The sequence below is a fragment of the Arthrobacter sp. HY1533 genome, assembly GCF_027568515.1.
GTDB lineage: Bacteria > Actinomycetota > Actinomycetes > Actinomycetales > Micrococcaceae > Specibacter.
The window spans coordinates 142866-162575 of the sequence record NZ_JANKZF010000003.1; the positions used below are offsets into that span (position 1 = coordinate 142866).

The following is a 19710-nucleotide window of genomic DNA, read 5'->3' on the forward strand; positions in this document are numbered from 1 at the left end:
GGTTCCCGGTAGAATTTAATGTTGTGTCCTCCTACAGCTCCATGGAAAAAACCATGGTCTCCCCTCCTGCCACCCAAGCCACACGCCGCACGGCCGCGTCCTTCCGGCCGGAGATTCAGGGTCTTCGCGCAGTGGCGGTCACTGCCGTCGTGCTCTACCACCTCTGGCCCAAACGGCTCACGGGAGGATTTGTGGGCGTCGACGTATTCTTCGTCATCTCCGGGTATCTCATCACCGCCCACATGTACCGCGAGATCAAATCCCCATCCGGCTTCTCCCTCATCAAGTTTTGGGGCCGTCGCATCCGCAGGCTGTTGCCCGCTGCATTTGCTGTCCTGCTTGCCTCACTGGCCGCCGTGTTCTTTTTTGTTCCTCAGACACTGTGGCAGTCCAACGGCAAGCAGATCGGGGCCAGTGCCCTGTACCTGCAGAATTGGGTTCTCGCCGCCGACGCCGTGGACTACTCGGCACTGAATGCAGATGCCACAGTAGCGCAGCACTACTGGTCCCTTTCCATTGAGGAACAGTTCTATTTCTTGTGGCCACTGGCCATTGTTGGCCTGTTGTGGCTGCTGGGCAAGGTGGCCAGGCGCGTCCCGGCACTGGCCCTTTCTCCCCGCTCGGCGTTGATTGCAGGGCTGGGAGCCATCGGCGCGGCGTCACTGCTCCACTCAATTCACGAAACCTCCGTGAACCCTGCTGCCGCATACTTCGTGACGCCCACACGGGTGTGGGAATTTGTTGCCGGCGCCCTGGTCGCCCTGATCTTCCTGGACCGCCAACTGTCCGGGCCGGTGGCAACCACGCTGGCGTGGGCCGGCCTGGGCGGAATCCTCGTCTCGGCGGTGCTCTACAGCGGGCAGACCCCGTTCCCGGGGTACACGGCCCTGCTGCCCGTCGTGGGCACCGCATTGTTGCTTTGCTGCAGCGGCAACACCTCCATTGCCGGCCCGGCGTGGCTGTTGTCACGGCGGCCTGCCACCTTTGTCGGGGACATCTCCTACGCCGTCTACCTGTGGCACTGGCCCCTGATAGTCATCGCCCCCTTCGCGCTCACATCAGATCTCAGCTGGGACACAAAACTGGGCATCCTGGCCCTGTCAATCCTGTTGTCCTGGCTGACCAAGGTGTTGCTGGAAGACCCGCTCCGGAGAGGGTCCCTGCTGCGCGGTTCCGCCCGGACCTACTCCTTTGCCGCGGTGGGGATGCTGGTGGTTGCCGGCTTGTCACTTGGGCTGGTCTCACTTGCCAACGCCCCGGCCCCTGCGGACACGGAATTTCAGTCGTCGCATTGCTACGGCCCGGCAGCCTTGGATCCAGCCAACGCCTGCGCCACTGTACTGGGTTCCTCGGCCCCCAACCCGCCGGCAGTGTCAGTCTCAAAGGAAAACACCACCCCTCTCTACCCCGGGTGCCAGGCCAGTTTTGCCGGCTCGGAGCTCGTGACGTGCAGCCTGGGTGTTCCTGCGGCCTCCGCCACGGCCACGGTTGCCATGGTTGGCGACTCCCATGCCACCGCCTGGTACCCGGCGGTGGAAGCCTTGGCCAAGAAGCACAATTGGCGTGTGGTCACCTACGCAAAGGCGTCCTGCCCTGTCACGAGCGCCCTGCGCATCCTGGACAACGAGAAGACGCCGCAGAACCAGGCGGATTGCCATGCCTGGGTGCAGAAAGTCAATGAAACGCTGACAGCCGATCAATCGATTTCAACGATTTTCACGGCGTCCTACTCATCCGCCTACACGTACACTTCGGCGGCGGGAGAGGAGCTGGGGAATCCTGCCGTTGACGGCTTCACCCGCATGTGGGCTGGTTGGCAGGCCGCCGGGAAGCAGGTTGTCGTTTTCGACGACGTGCCGCGCACCAACGGCCAGTACATTCCCACCTGCCTGGCCCAAAACGCACAGGACCCCATGAAGTGTGCCTCGCCCGTCAGCCAGGCCATTCCTGCCACCATGAACATCACCCGGGCCGCCGAAGCTGCCGCCAAACACGGAATCATCCGGATCAAGTTGCGCGAACAGTTTTGTGATGCCCAGTGGTGCTATCCGGTGGTCGGCTCGGTGATCGTCTACCGCGACTATTCCCACCTGAGCGCCTCCTATGCCCGGGCGCTGGTACCGTTTGTTGATGCCCAGCTCCAAGCCCTGAAGATTGGACAACCATGACCGCCCACAGCGACGGCGCCCGCATCCTGCACCTCGGAGACATCTCCGGAACATCCAAAAGTGTCATTGAGGTGGCCCGCACGAAGGGCCTGGATTGGGTGCTGCGTGACGTTCCTGCCGGCCGGGGGGCGAATCCTGCGCTCATCATGGCGCGCAGGCTGCGTGACCTGGTTTCAGTCCGTGCCCTGCGGCCGCGGCCGGATGTCCTGCACATCAACTACGGGGTCTCCGGCTACTACGGCTGGGGGCGAAAGAACGTTGTCCTGCACCTCCACGGAACTGACGTGCGCAGCGACCTGTTGTCACCAGTCCTGGGGCCAGTGGTCCGCCACTCCATCAAGAGCGCCGATGTGGTTCTGTTCTCCACGCCCGACATGGGCGACGCCGTTCATCGCCTCAGGCCCGACGCGCAATGGTTTCCCGCACCCCTGCCGCCCGCCGCCGCAACGATGCAAACCCTGAAGAGGCCACGCGCAGGCAAGAAGATCTTCTTTGCCAGCCGCTGGGACGATTCCAAGGGCGCACCCGGCCTCCTTGAGCTTGCGGCATCGCTGCAACGCCACCGCACAGACCTTGAACTCGTGGGCCTGGACTGGGGCAGCCATGCCGGGCAAGCCAGGGACCTTGGCCTGCGCCTGCTGCCGCTCATGTCCACCGAGGAGTTCCGGATGCAACTGGCCGAGTCCGACGTCGTGATTGGACAGATTGCCGTGGGGGCCCTGGGGCTCAGCGACCTCGAAGCAATGGCCCAGGGCCGGCCCCTCGTGGCCAGATTCACCCTGGACGCCGAGTACGGCGGTCCGGCGCCCTTGTTCAACACCGAGGACGCCGCCCCGTTGTCGCTGGTCCAACAGATCCTGGCCGACCCTGCCGCGGCGGCGGAGGTGGGCGCCCGGGGACGGGAGTGGGCGTTGGCACACCATGGCGCAGAAAAACTGGAAGCCCGCTTGGAAGCGATATACGAAAAACTCCTGTAGATCGCCGCCCCGGCACTCCGGGCACGACACTGGCCCCAGCCACGGCAGTGTTTCTAGCGCGGCAGCTAAGCTATTGGCACACCCTATAGAAAGTCCGAGGCCGGCAGTGTCAGAACTCAGTGTGATCATCCCAGTCAAAAACGGGATGCCCTACCTTCCACGCACCATTTCCAGCACGCTGCGGGCAATGCCCCGGGATGCTGAACTGCTGGTCATGGACGATGGCAGCACTGACGGCACCGCGGGATACCTCTCCAGCGTGCGTGACAAACGCCTGAAGGTGTTCCGCAATGACGAATCCGTGGGGGTTGCAAACGCCGCGACTGCCCTGCTGGGTCATGCGGAGGGCAAGTTCGTGGCACGCATGGACGGCGACGACATCTGCCTGCCCTGGCGGTTCGCTGCCCAACGCCGGTCGCTGGGAGACGCGGACCTCCTGTTTTCCGGGGCCTTGTTTGTCAACGGACAGGGAAAACCATTTCCACCCACGTTCCAGCCGGGGATTTCGCCTGCTGCCATGCCGATTCACTTGTTGATGACAAACGTCCTGATGAACCCCACCATGTATGGCCGAAGGACCGTCCTGGAGGGACTTGGGGGTTATCAAAAGACTCCCACGGAAGACTATGACCTCTGGCTCCGTGCTGCTGCATCCGGGGCGCGCATGAAGCGCATGGCATATGTGCCAACAATCGTTTACCGGCGCCACGCCACCCAGCTGAGCCAGGCGCGCGCCTGGGCCACGGAAAACGGCGACACCATACTGTCTGCATCCTTCCGCGCCTTGGCTTCACAACAATTGGGCTTCCAGGGCTCAGCCTCCACCATCCTGTACAACCGCCCCATGGCGGGTCAGCCGTATCCCGAAGACCCCGACATCACCGACTTTGCCCACCTTGTCCTCGAAGCAGCCGGACGATTGGGCGAAAAGGACCGCAAAGGCGTTGAGGACCGACTGCGGTCCATGTACCGGCTGTGAGCTAAACACCCCTTTTGGCGTTTCACACGTCCTGGCCACTTACACTTAGGCGGATTCATTCCATGTTCTCCACGTCGGCGCCGCGATTCATCAGCCACACCCCTGAACCATCACCCCATAGGCTGGTGCGGCGGGCCTGCGCCAGCGTTGTGGCCGTCGCGCTGATCCTTGGAATGGGCGCCCTGCCCGCCGGGGCCGCTCCCGCACCCACCCCTGCCGTGGATGCGCCGACACCCAGCAGCCTGGCCAGCCCCACACTGGAGGGTGCCGCCCCTGAAGCTGGGTCCACCCCGACGCAGGTCCCGGACGCAGGCCCCACTGGGCAAGCCACGGCCACCGCCACAGCGGAAACGATGCCTCCCGCCAATCCCGGCGCCTTTATGGGCCAGGGCGCCTCCCGGGCCCTGCGCGGGGTAGCTGCCAATGCGCCGATGTCCGCTCTCCTGGGTGAAGTGGAAGCCGCGCAGCCCTACGACGCCAGGGCCCTTCCCTCGGGAGTGCAGGGGATGGACGTCAGCGGTTGGCAGGCCGATCCGGAAACGTACTCGGTCAGCCAGGTAAATTGGGCCCAGCATTGGTCCATGGGGTCGCGTTTTGTGTACGCCAAGGCCACCGAAGGCGACTATTTCGTGGACGCCTCACGCCCCTCGCACCTGAAGGGTGCCACAGGGGTGGGCATGCTCACCGGCGCCTACCATTTTGCGCTGCCGGGCCAATCCTCCGCCGTGGCACAGGCGGATTTCTTCCTCAGGAACGGCGGTTCCTGGGCGGCAAACGGCAACACCCTTCCGCCGTTGCTGGACATGGAAAACAACCCGTACACCAATCCAAGCAAACGGCCGTACTACGGCAACAACTGCTACAACATGACCCCAAGCTCCATGGTGGCGTGGATCAAGGCCTTTTCGAACCGGGTGTTGGCCCAGACAGGCCGACTTCCTGCCATCTACACCAACTACTACTGGTGGCAGGAGTGCACCGGAAACTCCAAGGACTTTGCCAAACAGCCACTCCATATTGCCGCCTACGGCGCGTCTTCCCCCTGGATTCCGGGCGGCTGGCAGGACTACCAGTTCTGGCAATACAGCGACAGCGGCCCATTCGCCGGCGACTCGAATGTCTGGAACGGAACATTGGCCGGCTTGAAGGCTTTTGCAGGGGCTTCCGACAGCCCGGCAACGGCACCGTCCATCCCGTCACCGGCCGACCTGGTGGCGGCCGACTCCTCGGGCCAGCTATGGAACTATCCTGGCACGTCCGCAGGCTCGTATGGGCCGCGGAAATTGATAGGCACGGGCTGGACGGGCCTGCGGTCCCTGAATGTCATCGACTGGGATGCCGACGGAACGCTGGACATCGTGGCGCAATGGACGTCGGGCCGCCTGTCCTTCTACCGGGGACAGCCAACGGGAGGATTCTCAACCCCCTTGACGCTGGCGGCGTCAGGTTGGGGCACCGCGCAACTCACCCTTGGCTATTGGCTGAACTCCAGCAACCGCCCACAAATTTTGGCAAAATCACCCGACGGCACCCTGCGCCTTTGGCGCAATGATGAGGCTGGGACGATTTCCGGCGGCAATGTCATCGGTTCCGGATGGGGCCAGTTCAATGTGACAATGGTTGACTTTGATGGCGATGGAAAACAGGACCTCCTTGCCCAAGACACGGCAGGTTCGCTGAAGCTCTACCGTTCGAATGGAACCGGCGGCTTTGTCGACGAAACCCGAAAAGTCGTCGGAGTTGGCTGGAACGGCTTCACCAGCCTGAGCGTCGCTTCAGGCTTTGCAGGTCCGGGCACGGTGGGGCTCGTGGCCCGCACCAAGGCTGGAGCGCTCTACTACTACCCGGTCCCGGGCAATTCGCGATTCGGCTCAGCCGTGGCCGTGGGACAAGGCTTCACCACGTTCCTCATTGCAGGAGGGGAAACCATCAATGTGGCTCCCCCGCTGGTCAGCCCTTCACCCACGCCTACGCCGGTTCCGCCCATCACCGGCCCGTCGATCCAGGCTATGTCGGATGTTGTCACAGTGGACGGATCCGGCGTGCTGTGGCGCCGCCCCGTGGCGGCTTCGGTTCTTGGCCAGCCCAAGCAAATTGGGGCCGGATTCAACGGCGCAAAGTCCGTCCACGTTGTCGATTGGGACGCCGACGGGGTTCTTGACCTCATGGTCCAATGGGAGAACGGCAAGCTGACACTCTACCGGGGCGCCCGCTTGGGCGGCTTCAGCGCTGTCGCACTCGGTTCATCGGGTTGGAACGGTGTTGACATGACCGTTGGCCAGTGGGTCAAGGGGGCAAAATACCCCAGCATCGTGGCCCGCAGCATTTCCGGGGACCTGCTGAGCTACACAACAATCAACGGATCTTCGGTGTCTGCCGGCATTGTGGTCGCCAAGGGCATGACCCGAGTGCACCCGGTCATCAGCGACTTCGATGGTGACGGGAACGCCGACATTCTGGCGTTCGACAACATTGGCCGCATCAACCTGCTGCGTTCCACCGGCAAGGGCACCTTGATTTCGGAGGCCCGTCCTGTGGTTGGAAACGGGTGGAAAGCCATGACGAGCATTGGCTCCGCCATTGGCCACACAGCAAACGGTTCCAGCGGCCTGCTGGCCCGGACATCGGCCGGTTCCTTGACGTACTACCCATTCAATAAGTCCACGTTTGGCACCCCCGTGGTTCTCGCCAACGGCTGGAACGCGTACACCATTGCCGGCAGCGAACGCTTGATCCCCTCAAGCCCACTCACCAGCCTTGCCGATGTTGTGACGATTGACGCTTCAGGAGTGGTCTGGAACAGGACCGCCTCAGGGGATTCAAAACTCTCGGCCGCGTTTCCCATCCAGGGCGGTTGGCGCAACGTGAAGAGCCAACATGTGACCGATTGGAACGCCGATGGTGTTCCGGACCTTCTGGTCCAGTGGGAAAACGGGACCGTGGATGTCTACTCAGCCTCGCCCCAGGGCGGCTTCTCCGCACCTGTCCGCATCGGCTACAACGGCTGGGCCGGAATTGATCTCATGGTTGGGCCGTGGATGGCCGGTTCACGGTACCCCAGCCTGGTTGGCAGAACCTCCACCGGTGACTTGGTGCGCTGGGAGAACAAGAATGGGCGCGATCTCAGTCCTGGTGTCAAGATCGGCATTGGGTGGAAGTCACTCGAGCTCGCGATGGTTGACTTTGACAAGGATGGCAGGGCTGACATTCTGGGGGTTGACACGGGCGGCACCATGCGGCTGTACCGTTCCAATGGCCTGGGGACATTCATGGGCGAAACGCGTCCAGTAGTTGGAACTGGGTGGTCGGGGTTCCGTCAATTCACCGGCATTTCAGCCTTTGCAGGCCAAGGCACCACAGGTGTCATGGCTACTTTCCAGAACGGGGCGCTGCGTTACTACCCCCTCGTGTCAAGCAGGCGGTGGGGAACCCCCGTGGACATCCAGCCATAACTTGGGGTGTCCTCGAACGCGCCGCCTGCCGCACCCTATTCAGGCACGCCCCGGCCCTTGACGCGCCTTGCCGCGCGGGTGAAGACTTGGGGCATGTTCAGGCACTTGGGTGACACAGACTGGCTTCGTGCGGTGCTGGTGGGCGGCGCCACGTTGTTGGCAACCGTGGGTGTGGCTGCCTGCGCCCAGCAATCGATCAGCGGGACAACACCAGCGTCACCGGCCACGGCCCCGGCCCCAGCCCCAGCCCCAGCCCCAGCCCACTTGATTTTGACGGACTGGGTCAACGGGGATGACGGCATGTTGGCCCTCACGAACGGCGTGCTCATCAAACAGGCCGACGGGTGCGTGGGCCTGAAGAATTCCAGCGGCCGAAAACCAGTGCTCCTGCGCTGGCCGGCAGGAACAACCCTGGCCACGGATGAATCGGCAGTTATCGGGCTGTCGGGGGCAAAGTTCCCCTTCGACAGTGAAATTGGCTTTGGTGGCGGCTACGGCGGCATGCCGGTGCCAGGGGAATGCAGTTCCCAGCTTTGGGGCGGCGTCTTCGAAGTGCAGCAGCCGCTCTAGTCCTGAACTGCTCGCAGCCTTGACCTGCCGCTACTTCTGTACGATGGCCTCAATGGCGGATTCCCAGGCGCGCATTTGGGTCGCCGCGGACAGATCGTGGGCGGCCGCATCGGCCGCAGCCTTCCAGCGATTGATGTCGGCGGCGTTCAGTCCTGACAAGGCCGCGCTGAGCGAGTTGATGGTGAAGTCCTCTGTCACAACGCCCAGGCCATACTGGTGCAGAGTGTCGGCCATGTCCGGGGATGGACCCGTCACAATGCCCAGACGTGCCTGGACGGCTTCAAAGAACTTGTTCGGCAGTGCGTTGGCCTGGTTGAAGTTGGTTGGCGGCAAATAGGTGACGCAGACATCGTATTCCGCCATCTTTGAGACCAACTCGGTGTACGGCACCGGATCAATCATGGTTACATTGTCGATGCCAGACGCCAGCTCCCTGAGCTCCTGGACGTAGGCGGGTTCATTCGGCACCGCAATCATGTCCAGGTGAATATTTGCCGGGACATCCTTCATGGCGTGCAGCACATGCTCCAGCTTGCGGAAACGCTGGCCCGCACCGCTGTAGATCACCTTGATGACTTCTCCGACCGGCTTGACCGGCAGGTCATGGTAGGGAGCGGCGTTGGTTGCCACCCCGACTGCGATCCCATAATCCTTCGTGTATTGGCGGGCGATGGCGCCCGAGACAGTCGTGACGGATTGGGCTTTCGGCAGGTAGTTTCGGCACAACCACCGCATAAATGGCGCAACAAAGGTCCGCCACTTGAGATCGTCATCCTTTTCCCTTGGCGCAAACTCGTGCAGGTCCGAATGAACCCCCTTGCGTGGTTGCAGCGAAAGTGCCAGTGGCAGTGCATTGAGGTCGTTGGCCAGAATGACATCGAAGCCAGCCACTGGCAGGATCTCTTTCGCCGCCTGGACAGCCGTCAGCCCCTCATACACCCTCGTATACATCCTGGTGATCAGGCCCACGCGGTCGGTGCTCCAGCCTCGGGTGCCTTCCGGCAGGGAATAGTGCTCGGCAGCACCCTCCGGAGCAGCCCCAAACCCGCAGGTGACAACATGGTATTTGTCCTTGAACAACTCAACTTGCTTCAGGACGCGCGGATCCGAAGGGATGTTGGAGAAGGACAAAATCAGCAAGGACGGCTTGGGGCTCATGGAATCAGCTTTCATTCTCGAAAATCCAAATCTGCGGTACTTCTAGGCCTTGGCCCGGAACATGGTCATACGGTCCAGGACGGTGTGAATCTTCAATCTCAACTGGTGCCGCACCACGCTGTCCGGCCTGAGATTGGCCAGCAGCCTGCGGTTGAACAGTTTGGCGCCGTAGCCCGCATCGATGTACTCCCGCAAGGCTCTCCGCAGCGCGTCGCCATCGGCACGCGAATCGGACAGCCGCGCAACGAGCGTACTTTCGGCAACCGTCAGGGACTTTTCGACTGTGGGGGAAATTTCGGTGGCCCGGACCACGAATTGATGCACTGCCCTGCGGTCAGGTTCCGGCCAATCGCCTCCCGGCCCACGCCTGAGCAGCGCGCCCAGGAGGTGGATGCGCAGCAGTTTGGCAGCTATGGACTGCCGTTGCGAAGCGGAAAGTGATGACAGCCAGGCCTGGTCAAGGGCCAGGACGGCCCTGAATTCCTCAGCCAGTGGCAAAACGTCGGCAGTCACCCGGTCGAGCGCGTCTTCGCCAAGCACATAGTGCGGTCCCTGCCACGGAAACTCAAGTTTTGCGCCGGAAAACCAAAGGCGCAGGCCTGCGTCCAGGTCCTCGGCCGTGCGCAGCCCTGGGGTGTACCGGAACCCGATCGACTCCAGCAATTCCATGGACCACAGGCCGCGTGGTGCCGTGGCGTAGGCCAGCTGGTCCTTGACAGGGTCCAGCGAGCTCCCGCGCAGCAGCCTGGCCCGGGGCGTGCGGATGACGCCGCCGCCTTGCCGCTTCAAGGGGGCAATGACACCATCCACTTTTGAGCTGACAAGCAATTCCAGCCACTGGGCAAGGGCGCCGGGCTCCAGGTAGTCATCGGAATCGAGGACGAGAACGTACGGTGTGCTGCAGTGGGCCAGGCCCATGTTCTTCGGCCCCGCGGGAGAGGAGAGACCGTCGTCCAGCTGCAGGTAGCTGATGTCCGCGTCGGAGGGCAGGGCAACGTTGGCCTTGATGGCGGCCATGTCGATGTTGTGGCACACCACCAGCACCTTCACCTTGCCCGCAAGGCTGGGCGACAGGCAGGATTCGATGGCCCGGGACAGTGGCCGCTGGGCGGTGTGAACCGCTATGACGACAGTTGCCAGTGCGCCCCCGGGAGTGTCGATTCCTTGCACCTAGTTGACCAATCCCGCAAGCGTGGCTTGGTGGGCGAAGTCCGGAACCGCCTCAATGAGTTCATCGAAAGTGCCGCTGGCACGAATCTCACCGTCGGCCATGAAGTAGATCTGGTCTGCGTGGCGAATGGTGGAAAGCCTGTGGGCGACCAACACGACCGTGACCTTGCCGTGCAGGTCCTGGATGGATTTGCTGATGGCCGCTTCCGTGGCCGAGTCGAGGGCGCTGGTGGCCTCGTCCATGACCAGCACGAGCGGATCGGCATAGAGCGCACGGGCAATGCCCAGGCGCTGGCGCTGGCCGCCGGAGAGGGAGAGCCCACGCTCGCCCACCCGCCGGTCGATGCCGCCCTCGCGGTTTTCCACCACGTCAAGCATTTGTGCCTTCTCCAGCGAGCTCTTCACCAGTTCACGGTCGAATTCGTCGCTCCACGTCAGGGCCACGTTCTGTGCCACGGTGGCGTCAAAGATCGCCACTTCCTGGGGGACGTAGCCCACCCTGGAGCGCCAGTCCGCGGCCATGGCACCCAGCGGAGTCCCAGCGATGCTGGCTTCTCCTGACGTTGGTTCAATCAGGCCAAGCACCAAGTCAACCAGGGTCGACTTTCCGGCGCCGGAGGATCCGACAAAAGCCACGGTGGCACCAAAGGGAATGCTCAGACTGATGTTCTTGAGGGCATCCTCGCCATCGGCGGAATAACGGAAACTCACGTCGCGCAGGTCCAGCGAAGAGGCTCCCTGCGGCAGTTTCTCCCCTGTCCGGTCATCCTTGCGTTCGACGGCGTACTTCTCAACGGTCTTGATGTCGGCAACCACCACCTCGGCGAAAGGCGCGCTGGTTGAGGTTTGGGAGATGATTCCCTGGAAACGCTGCAGCGACGGGGCCATGCGGAAGCCTGCCAGGGCAAACAGGGCCACGGATAGCATGGCCTGTTCGGGGCCACCGGCCAAATAGCCGACGCCGCCAACCACTGCGAATCCGCCAATCAGGGCTGACTCCAAAACGTAGCGGGGAACAATGCCCAGGAACTGAATGTTGGCCCGGGCCCGGGAGGTGTGAATGCGGTTTGCGTGCACCACGCCTGCAACCTCGCCCTCCTTGTTGCGCAGCGTCACTTCCTTCAGCGCAGTAACCATCTCCGTCAAGAGTTGCGCAACCTTGAAGGAATAGTCGCGGTTCACCCGCCCGGCGACCACCGCGCGGCGCGAAACGAGGAAGTACAGCACCATGGCCACGGCACCCAGGTAAACCAGGGCAACAGCTGCTGTCAGCGGCTGGGCAATCGCCAGGACCAGGACCACAACAACAAAAGTGAGCACCTCGCCAGTCAAAGTCATCAGGGGAAGCAGGAAACCGGCAATGGTGTTGGCAATGCCGACGTCGGCAATCCGTACCAGGTCCGAGGAGTTGCGGCGGAGCCGGTCCACCCAGGGAGCCGCCAAATAGGAGGCAAACAGCTTGTCGCCCATGGCGAGTTCCAGCCGCGCAAGCTTGCGAGTCGCCCACCACTGCAAGACCAAGGCCAGCACACCCTTGAGGATGATGATTCCGCAGACTACACCGATGGCGACAATAAGGCCCGTGCCGCCAACTTCAACGCCGATGACGGGGACTTTCCAGGCGGACCCAGTCGCCAATGGCGTGAGGATCAGGGCGAGCAGGGCCATGGCGAAAGCATCGAACATGGCAAGGAGGGCGAGCAGAACTGAATAGGTTCGCACAAAGCCGATGCTGGAGCTGGGAAGGATTGACAACACATTCTTGAACGTGCCCCACAATGCCTTCACTCGTTGCCTCCGTTTGCGGCGAAAAACGTGGCCGGAATTGCCGTGGAAGCTTGTGCACCATCAGTCATACGCATCTTTATCACCATTGCATTCTACCGCCCGGGGCCCGGCCCTTCCGCCGGGCACCACATTCACCGCCCAGTGTCTATGTGCAACGACCGGGCCGGAGCGGACGCTAGAGCAGTGCTGAAGCCGCCATGAAGCGGAGCGGGGATTCAGCACTAAATTGCGATGCCGGCCGCGAAGCCAGCAGGGTGGCGGGGGCGCCAAATTTCCTGCGCAGGCGGCTCAGTTGAACCATGTCTGCGCTGCTTGAGCTCGGATCGGCAATCGCAGAGAACAGGCGCACATCTGCCACCGACAAGGCGTGAAGTGAGTTGGGTGCGGCCGCGAGGACAGTCTGGGACACTTCGGCCAGGTCCGCCCGCTGGGCACTTGTCCAGAGGGTCGCAGTGCGGGAAGCTGCTGCGGCAAAAACATGGACCCTGATCAACTTGGTGACAATCGCACGCCTTGACGGCTCAGGGAGCGCCTTGAACCACGGCGATTCCACCAGATCCAGGGCGAAGAGGAAATCTTCCTTGACCGGCCGGGCTTCACTCGTCACCCGGTCCACGGCGTCAGCCCCCACCACGTAGTGGCCCGCGCCACGGGCGTAATCCAGGCGCCCGCCGCCAAAATACAACTTCGCTGAAAACTCCTGGTCCTCCCCCGTCCTGTAACCGGCGGTGAAGCTCAGGCCCAGCCGCCGGATCTCGGCGGTTGCCAAGAGCCCCAGCGGCGCCGTGCGGTAGCTGAGCCGGTCCTTGACGGGGTCCAGGTTCAGCCGCCGGCCAACCCTCACCGGCGGCGTGCGCACCTTTGCCCCGCTTGCGTGGCGCTGGGGAGCCAAAACGGCAGCTGAACCGTGGCGTTGGGCAAGCTCAAGCCATTGCTTCAACGAGCCCGGCTCGAGGAAGTCATCGCTGCCCATGATGCTGACATAGGGGGCGGTGGCAGCTTCCACGCCGGCATTGAACGGGCCCGCCGGGCTTGGAATTCCGTCGCGGCACTCCAGGAACCTGACGCTTTCACGCAACGTCTGCCCAATGCGTTCCTTGATAAGGTCCGGATCAATGTTGTGGCACACGACATTGATCCGCAGTCCACCATCGACATTCAGCGCCAGGCCGGCAAGTGCGGCCGATTCGACAGCCCGCTCAATGGGACGCGAACTGCTGTGGACGGCGATGACCAGATCGACTGCCGGGGAAAAGTTGGGGACATCAGGGTGCATGCCTGCACATTATCACCGACGGCCCAGCCTTCCGGCAAGGACAGCCAGCCTATGATTGAGGGAGCAGATTGCGCGAAACAGCGCCGGCCCACAACGCTAAGGAAGTCCCTTTGCCCTCCGAACCCAAGGTTCTCCAGTTCAACGACTGCGCCTATGTTGCCGGAACAATGGTCAACGCAGCCCGCCGGGCAGGCATTGAATGGGACTATTTGCCGCCGCAGCAGGTGCGGCCCATGGGCCCGGCCCCGCGCAACCCGCTGCTGGCCAAGGCCAGGTTCGCCCCGTTCCTGGCCCGTCGGGCGGCAAAGCTGTGGTCCACGGACGTAGTGCATGTCCACTATGGCACCAGTGCCAGGCTCATCAGGGCCACCGGCATGCCCCGGCGCCCCTATGCACTGACCCTCCACGGCAGTGACATCCGCAGCCAGTGGAAGGACCCCCGGTTCCATGATGAGATCCAGCGGGCCGTTGACGGCGCCTCCCACGTGTTCTACGCCAACACGGACAACGTCCACGATGCCACGGCAGCCAGGGCCGATGCCGAATTCCTGCCATCGTTTGTGGACGTACCCAATCTGCCGTCCTGGAAGCCCGCATCTGCCCCGAAGGTGTTGTTCATTTCCCGGTGGGATGACGACAAGGGCGTCAAGCGCCAGGTCCAGCTGGCGGAACAGCTTGCAAGGGCGCTGGCAGGAAAGGCTGAGCTGGTGGGGCTCAACTGGGGCCCCGGCGCGCAGGAGGCCGAACGCATGGGTGTCAGGCTCCTGGAAAAGATGCCCCGTGCCCAGTACCACGCTGCACTCAGCGAGGCGTGGGTCGGTGTTGGCCAGGCGTCCGAGTACTTTTCCACCAGCGAATTTGAGGCCTTGACCATTGGCTTGCCTGTGGCCGCCCTGGGTTCCCGGCTCCCACGTCCCGATGACGGAACCGTGCCTCCCGTCATGGAAGGCAACGTCAGCGACGTCGTCGAGCAAGTTCTTGCAGCACTCGCGGATCCGCAGGCAGCGACTGCGCGACTGGGTGGCCGGGACTGGGCGCTGCCACGATATGACGCGGCGGCCTACATTCCCAAGCTTGCGGCCTTGTACAAGGGCATGGCCGGCTAGCTTACGGCTTTCTGGCCCCTTCGGCGGATTCGCTCTCCCACGTCCGCGGGGTCTCATCCAAGGCGATCCTGCGGGCCAGCAGGGTCAGGGAGTTCTCCAGGTGGCGGAAACGCTGGTAGGTGGTTGCCATGTACACCAGGAAACTCACTATGAGGGCATACAGCACCAGGTCTGTTCCACGACCGATGCCCAGCAGCCGCGCCAAGTGTGAGAGCGCCGTCGGGAAAAATACGGAGAATATGGCCACGCCGGCAAAGAGCACCAGCATGATGCGCCGGATGGCAAGATGGCGTGCGTTGGAACCGCCGCGCATCAGTGCCACTGACACCAGGATGACGGCAATGACCAGAACTATTTGGACCAGGATTTGCACGTTCTCACCTAAAGAAGAGGTCCGCAACAATGTTGACGGAGTTGAGTAAGGACTGGCCCTTGGAGCGGGAATAGTCGGTGTAAATGATGACAACTGGCTGTTCAACCCACCGCGGCTTCATGTCCGCCAACTGCTGGACGAGCTCGGAGGCGTGGGCCATCCGGTTTTGCTTCAGGTGAATGCGCCGAGCCACATCTGGATGGAAGGTGCGCAGCCCGTTGTGTGCATCGGTCAGCGCCATGCCCGTGGAAAACCGTGACTGGACGGCGGCAACCCTCAGGACGATGCGCTTCAACGGCGACAGCTTGGTCCGGTTGTCAAGGAACCGGGAGCCAAGCACCACGTCGGCTTCCCCGGAATGGATCCTGGCCACCATGGCTTTGGCATCCTCAACACGGTGCTGTCCATCGGCGTCGAAGGTGACTATTGCATCCACCTCAGGGTCGCTCAGGGCATACTCAATGCCTGTCTGCAAAGCTGCACCCTGGCCGAGGTTCACGGGATGCTGCACCACCACGGCGCCGGCTTCGCGCGCTATGCGCTGGGACCCGTCGCTGCTTCCATCATCAACGCAGACAACGTTGGGAAATTCCGGGAGCAACCCGCGGATTACACTGCCGACGACAGTAGCTTCGTTGTACATCGGTATGACTATCCAGGTGCGACTCACCCACCCAGTATCCCACAGAGAAAGCCGGGGCCGGACATTGCAGGGCCTTGGCACTGCCATGTCCGGCCAAATCCAGAGGCAGGCGTGCCGCACACGGAGCTGGGGACGGTGCCTAGCGCCGGCCGGCCGCTGCCGCGTCCAGGACTGCCTTGGCTCCCATGGCCCCGACCGCCTGCAGCGAATAGTTTTCGTGCACCCAGTGCGACAGTTCCGCCCGCCGCCCAGGCGCCACGGGGTGCTCCAGCATGGTCCTCATGGCCGCTGCCACGGCGGCAGCGTCCCATGGACAGGCGATGCCCAGTCCATGGTCCTTGACAAGGTCGTTCATGGGGCCGACGCCCGAGTAAATCACAGGGGCTCCGGCTGAAAGGCCGGCCAGTGCCTTGGTGGCAAACGCAAAATCATAGCCCTTGCCTGGCCGCACGGAGGCAAGATTGGCCACGGCCCCGCGGTGCCATTGGGCAATTTCCGTGCCCTCCGTGGGTGCGAAGAATTTGATCTGTTCGGCACAGGAGGCGGACCTGGCCTTGAGCTCAGGCAATTCCACGCCCTGGCCAAACATCACCAGCTGCACGTCGGGGTATTCACGGGCGATCGTCAAGAATGCATCGATGAATACGCCTGCTCCTTGAATCTCCGACATGGTTCCGGCGTAAACAAAATACCTTTTGCCGATCTCTTTCACGGGTCCAAGCGGGGAAAAGGCGGTCGTGTCAACACCGGTTCCAACGTTGACCACCTGGGCCCGTCCCTTGGTGAGTTCTGCAATCTCTGTTTCGACCCCCGCAGAAACCGCCAGCACAGTCGCCGCCGAGGTGAGAATCGAGCGTTCCACTGCGGTCACGGCGGCAACAACGGCATTGTTGACGCCAATCCCCCGCGCCGCGCTTGATGAGACATCCGCGGAGAAATACACGAATGGAACCCGTCGCAACCTTGCGGCCACCTTGACAGCAAATCCACTGGTAGGCGGCGGCTCGACGACAAAAACGTCTGGCCGCGCCCCAAAGAGGATCCGGAAAAACATGGGGATGTCAAAGCTCAAGTACTGGATGTAGCCGCGCACGTTTCCGCCGGCATCGCGCAGGACGGGCCAACGGCTAATCGCATAGCTGGCGCTAAAGGGTTTGGCTCCCCTGGGCGCCTTCGTCGTCACAACGTTGACCCGGGCACCAGCATCCACAAGGCCGTCGACAAGGGCCTTAAGGCGGAAGGCTGCCGCCCCCACCTCTGGTGCATAGAGGCGGGAGACGACAGTTACCTTCTTGGTTTTTGCATCAGTCACGGAGTTGCGATTTTCACATTCGTTCCGGTGCGGGAGGATTCCAGCACGGCCTCTGCCACGAGCAGCGTGTCCTGGCCTTCGGCCATGGTGACGACGTCGTTGCGCAGGCCAAGGACTGCGTCGCGGAATGCCTCGTGCTCGGTGCGCAGCGGTTCCGGCTTGGCGATGGCCAGGCGGGTGACGTTGCCCTCGGAGACGCCCCGGAAGGCGGCCATGGAGTCCCATTCGGTGGCTACCGTGCCGTTTTCGAAGAACGTCAGGTCCGCCGTGACTGTGTCCGCGACGAGTGCGCCCTTCTCACCGGTGACGATGGTCAGGCGTTCCTTCATGGGGGAAAGCCAGTTGACCAGGTGGTTGGTGATGACACCGTTGGCCAGCTTGCCTGTTGCGGCAACCATGTCCTCGTGCGGACGGCCGCTGCGGGTGGTGGTCTGGGCAAAGATCGATTCGAATCGGCTCTGGGCGAGCCAGGCGGTCAGGTCGATGTCGTGCGTGCCCAGGTCCTTGACCACGCCGACGTCGGCAATCCGGGCCGGGAAGGGGCCCTGCCGGCGGGTGGCGATCTGGTAGACCTCGCCCAGTTCACCGTCGGCGATGCGCTTGCGCAGCGACTGCAGGGCGGGGTTGAACCGTTCAATGTGTCCAACGGCGCCCACGAGCCCCTTGGCGGCAAAGGCTTCCACGAGGCGTTGGCCTGCCGGTGCGCTGGCCGCAATGGGCTTCTCCACCAGGGTGTGGATGCCGGCCTCGGCCAGGGCCAGGCCAACTTCCTCGTGCATGCCCGTGGGCACGGCGGCCACGGCCATGTCGATGCCGGCGGCAATGAGCTCCTCGACGCTGCCCAGGACCGGCAGGTCCCTGGCGACGCCGTGCGGGTCGCCGTAGGCGTCCGCCACGGCAACCAGGTCAACACCCTCAACTTCGCGGATGACCCGTGCATGGTGGCGGCCCATCATGCCCAGGCCGATGAGGCCTACTCGCAAGTTAGCCACGATTATGCACCGCCCTTGACGATGGTGTTTACAGCAGTGACGATGCGCTCGAGGTCATCCTGCGTCAGTGACGGGTGGACCGGCAGTGACAGGACTTCCTTCGCGGCGATCTCCGTGTTGGGCAGGTCCTCGGTGCGGTTGAACGAGGGCAGGCGGTGGTTCGGGACCGGGTAGTACACACCGGAGCCAATGTTGAACTCCGAGCGCAGTCGCGTGTGCAGCTCGTCGCGGCCCTCGGGGACGCGGATCGTGTACTGGTGGTAGACGTGCTCTGCACCCTCGGCGACCTTGGGCGTTCCAACACCCTCAAGGTTGGCGGTGAGGAATGCTGCATTGTCCTGGCGCTGCTTGGTCCAGCCCATGACCTTGGTCAGCTGCACGCGGCCAATGGCGGCATGCAGGTCGGTCATACGGTTGTTGAAGCCGACCAGTTCGTTCTGGTACTGGGTTTCCATGCCCTGGTTGCGCAGCAGGCGCAGGTTGCGCTCCACGGTGGCATCCGAGGTGGAGACCATGCCGCCCTCGCCGGAGGTCATGTTCTTGGTGGGGTACAGGCTGAACATGCCAAACTTGCCGAAGGTGCCAACCTTCTTGCCGTTGACGGCCGCGCCGTGGGCCTGGGCCGCATCCTCGTAGAGGTCGATCCCGTGCTTCTCTGCCAGGGCCGCGAAGGCCTCGGCGGCAAAGGGGTGGCCGTACAGGTGCACCGGCATGATGCCCTTGGTGTTCTCCGTGATCAGCGACTCAACGTGGGCTACGTCCAGGGCGTAGTAGTCCAGCTCAATGTCGGCGAAGACAGGCGTTGCACCTGTCAGCGCAACCGAGTTGCCTGTTGCGGCAAAGGTGAAGGACGGGACAATGACCTCGTCGCCCGAGCCCACGCCTGAGGCGAGCAGGCCCAGGTGCAGGCCGGAAGTGCCTGAGTTCACGGCAACGCTGGCGCGCCCGTCCAGCAGGACGTCCGAGAATTCCGTCTCGAAATCGGCCACCTGCTTGCCCTGCGCCAACATGCCCGAGGCCATGACGGCGTCGACCGCTGCACGTTCCTCGTCACCGATGATGGGTTTTGCTGCGGGAATGAAGTCCTGGCTCATGCGTTGTCCTCTGCCTCTTTCAGGGAAATTCCATCTTCAACATACTTTGCACCGGTTTCCGGGCACACCCAGAAACCACCGTCTTCCTTCAACGGGAAACCTGCCTTGCCAACCCAGCCCACACGGCGGGCGGGAACGCCCACCATCAGTGCGAAGGCGGGAACATCCTTGGCAACCACCGCACCGGCGGCAACCGTTGCCCAGCGGCCAATGGTGACCGGGGCGACGCACACGGCACGGGCGCCAATGGACGCGCCGTCCTCAATCGTCACGCCAACAGGGGTCCAGTCGTGCGCACTCTTGAGCGAACCATCCGGACTGATGGACCGGGGGTAGGTGTCGTTGGTCAAGACCACGGCCGGGCCAATGAAGACACCCTTGCCCAACACGGCCGGTTCATATACCAGGGCGTAGTTTTGGATCTTGGTGTTGTCGCCGATCTTCACGCCGGTGCCCACGTAGGCGCCCCGGCCAACAATGCAGTTCTCGCCAAGAACGGCTTCTTCACGCACTTGGGCGAGGTGCCAAATCTTGGTGCCGTCGCCCAGGACAGCCTGCTCCGACACGTCGGCGCTTGGTGCTACATAACTCATGCAGAAATCCTTCCAATACTCTTACTGCGCAGTTCTTGGCGCATCCACAGCGGGCGCAC

16 protein-coding genes are annotated in these 19710 nt (G+C 62.9%); 6 read left to right on the top strand and 10 right to left on the bottom strand.

The window, feature by feature from the left end; all coding sequences use genetic code 11:
* The first annotated feature begins 53 nt into the window (after positions 1 to 53).
* The 5 genes from PCK14_RS03930 (at position 54) to PCK14_RS03950 (ending at position 8146) form a co-directional block, all read left to right on the top strand.
* A complete protein-coding gene (locus PCK14_RS03930; RefSeq protein ID WP_269937159.1) occupies positions 54 to 2168 on the top strand; it encodes an acyltransferase family protein in 2115 nt (704 codons plus the stop codon).
* On the top strand, positions 2165 to 3145 hold the full coding sequence (locus PCK14_RS03935; protein ID WP_269937160.1) for a glycosyltransferase: 981 nt from the start codon (positions 2165 to 2167) through the stop codon (positions 3143 to 3145). Before PCK14_RS03930 ends, PCK14_RS03935 begins: the two co-directional genes overlap by 4 nt.
* Complete coding sequence (locus tag PCK14_RS03940; protein WP_269937161.1) at positions 3090 to 4124, top strand: glycosyltransferase family 2 protein; 1035 nt, start codon at positions 3090 to 3092, stop codon at positions 4122 to 4124. Before PCK14_RS03935 ends, PCK14_RS03940 begins: the two co-directional genes overlap by 56 nt.
* 62 nt (positions 4125 to 4186) lie before the next feature.
* Positions 4187 to 7576, top strand: a complete 3390-nt coding sequence (locus PCK14_RS03945; RefSeq protein ID WP_269937162.1) for a GH25 family lysozyme — start codon at positions 4187 to 4189, stop codon at positions 7574 to 7576.
* A gap of 93 nt (positions 7577 to 7669) precedes the next feature.
* Positions 7670 to 8146, top strand: a complete 477-nt coding sequence (locus tag PCK14_RS03950; RefSeq protein WP_269937163.1) for a hypothetical protein — start codon at positions 7670 to 7672, stop codon at positions 8144 to 8146.
* Between the two features lie 30 nt (positions 8147 to 8176).
* Here PCK14_RS03950 and PCK14_RS03955 read toward each other — a convergent pair whose 3' ends face one another.
* The 4 genes from PCK14_RS03955 to PCK14_RS03970 form a co-directional block, all read right to left on the bottom strand.
* Positions 8177 to 9319, bottom strand: coding sequence for a glycosyltransferase family 1 protein (locus tag PCK14_RS03955; RefSeq protein ID WP_269937164.1), 1143 nt, complete (start codon positions 9317 to 9319; stop codon positions 8177 to 8179).
* Between the two features lie 27 nt (positions 9320 to 9346).
* On the bottom strand, positions 9347 to 10474 hold the full coding sequence (locus tag PCK14_RS03960) for a glycosyltransferase family A protein (protein ID WP_269937165.1): 1128 nt from the start codon (positions 10472 to 10474) through the stop codon (positions 9347 to 9349).
* On the bottom strand, positions 10475 to 12262 hold the full coding sequence (locus PCK14_RS03965; protein WP_269937166.1) for an ABC transporter ATP-binding protein: 1788 nt from the start codon (positions 12260 to 12262) through the stop codon (positions 10475 to 10477).
* Between the two features lie 175 nt (positions 12263 to 12437).
* Positions 12438 to 13538: a glycosyltransferase gene (locus PCK14_RS03970; protein WP_269937167.1), complete on the bottom strand. Its 1101-nt coding sequence runs from the start codon at positions 13536 to 13538 to the stop codon at positions 12438 to 12440.
* A gap of 110 nt (positions 13539 to 13648) precedes the next feature.
* Here PCK14_RS03970 and PCK14_RS03975 point away from each other — a divergent pair, with 110 nt between their 5' ends.
* Positions 13649 to 14644, top strand: coding sequence for a glycosyltransferase (locus tag PCK14_RS03975; protein ID WP_269937168.1), 996 nt, complete (start codon positions 13649 to 13651; stop codon positions 14642 to 14644).
* Between the two features lies 1 nt (position 14645).
* On the opposite strand, the gene PCK14_RS03980 is transcribed toward PCK14_RS03975, so the two are convergent.
* The 6 genes from PCK14_RS03980 to PCK14_RS04005 all read right to left on the bottom strand — a co-directional run bounded on the left by PCK14_RS03980 (position 14646) and on the right by PCK14_RS04005 (position 19651).
* Entirely contained in the window at positions 14646 to 15017 is a 372-nt protein-coding gene (locus PCK14_RS03980) for a DUF2304 domain-containing protein (RefSeq protein ID WP_269937169.1), read from the bottom strand.
* 4 nt (positions 15018 to 15021) lie between these two features.
* On the bottom strand, positions 15022 to 15660 hold the full coding sequence (locus tag PCK14_RS03985; protein ID WP_269937170.1) for a glycosyltransferase family 2 protein: 639 nt from the start codon (positions 15658 to 15660) through the stop codon (positions 15022 to 15024).
* A 139-nt stretch (positions 15661 to 15799) separates the two neighbouring features.
* The gene (locus PCK14_RS03990; RefSeq protein WP_269937171.1) at positions 15800 to 16972 is read right to left on the bottom strand and encodes a glycosyltransferase; all 1173 of its coding nucleotides are present in this window, start codon (positions 16970 to 16972) and stop codon (positions 15800 to 15802) included.
* Complete coding sequence (locus tag PCK14_RS03995; protein ID WP_269937172.1) at positions 16969 to 17964, bottom strand: Gfo/Idh/MocA family protein; 996 nt, start codon at positions 17962 to 17964, stop codon at positions 16969 to 16971. Before PCK14_RS03995 ends, PCK14_RS03990 begins: the two co-directional genes overlap by 4 nt.
* A gap of 2 nt (positions 17965 to 17966) precedes the next feature.
* Positions 17967 to 19058, bottom strand: coding sequence for a DegT/DnrJ/EryC1/StrS family aminotransferase (locus PCK14_RS04000; RefSeq protein ID WP_269937173.1), 1092 nt, complete (start codon positions 19056 to 19058; stop codon positions 17967 to 17969).
* Complete coding sequence (locus PCK14_RS04005; protein ID WP_269937174.1) at positions 19055 to 19651, bottom strand: N-acetyltransferase; 597 nt, start codon at positions 19649 to 19651, stop codon at positions 19055 to 19057. The genes PCK14_RS04000 and PCK14_RS04005 overlap by 4 nt, the downstream gene beginning before the upstream one ends.
* Positions 19652 to 19710: the final 59 nt, after the last annotated feature.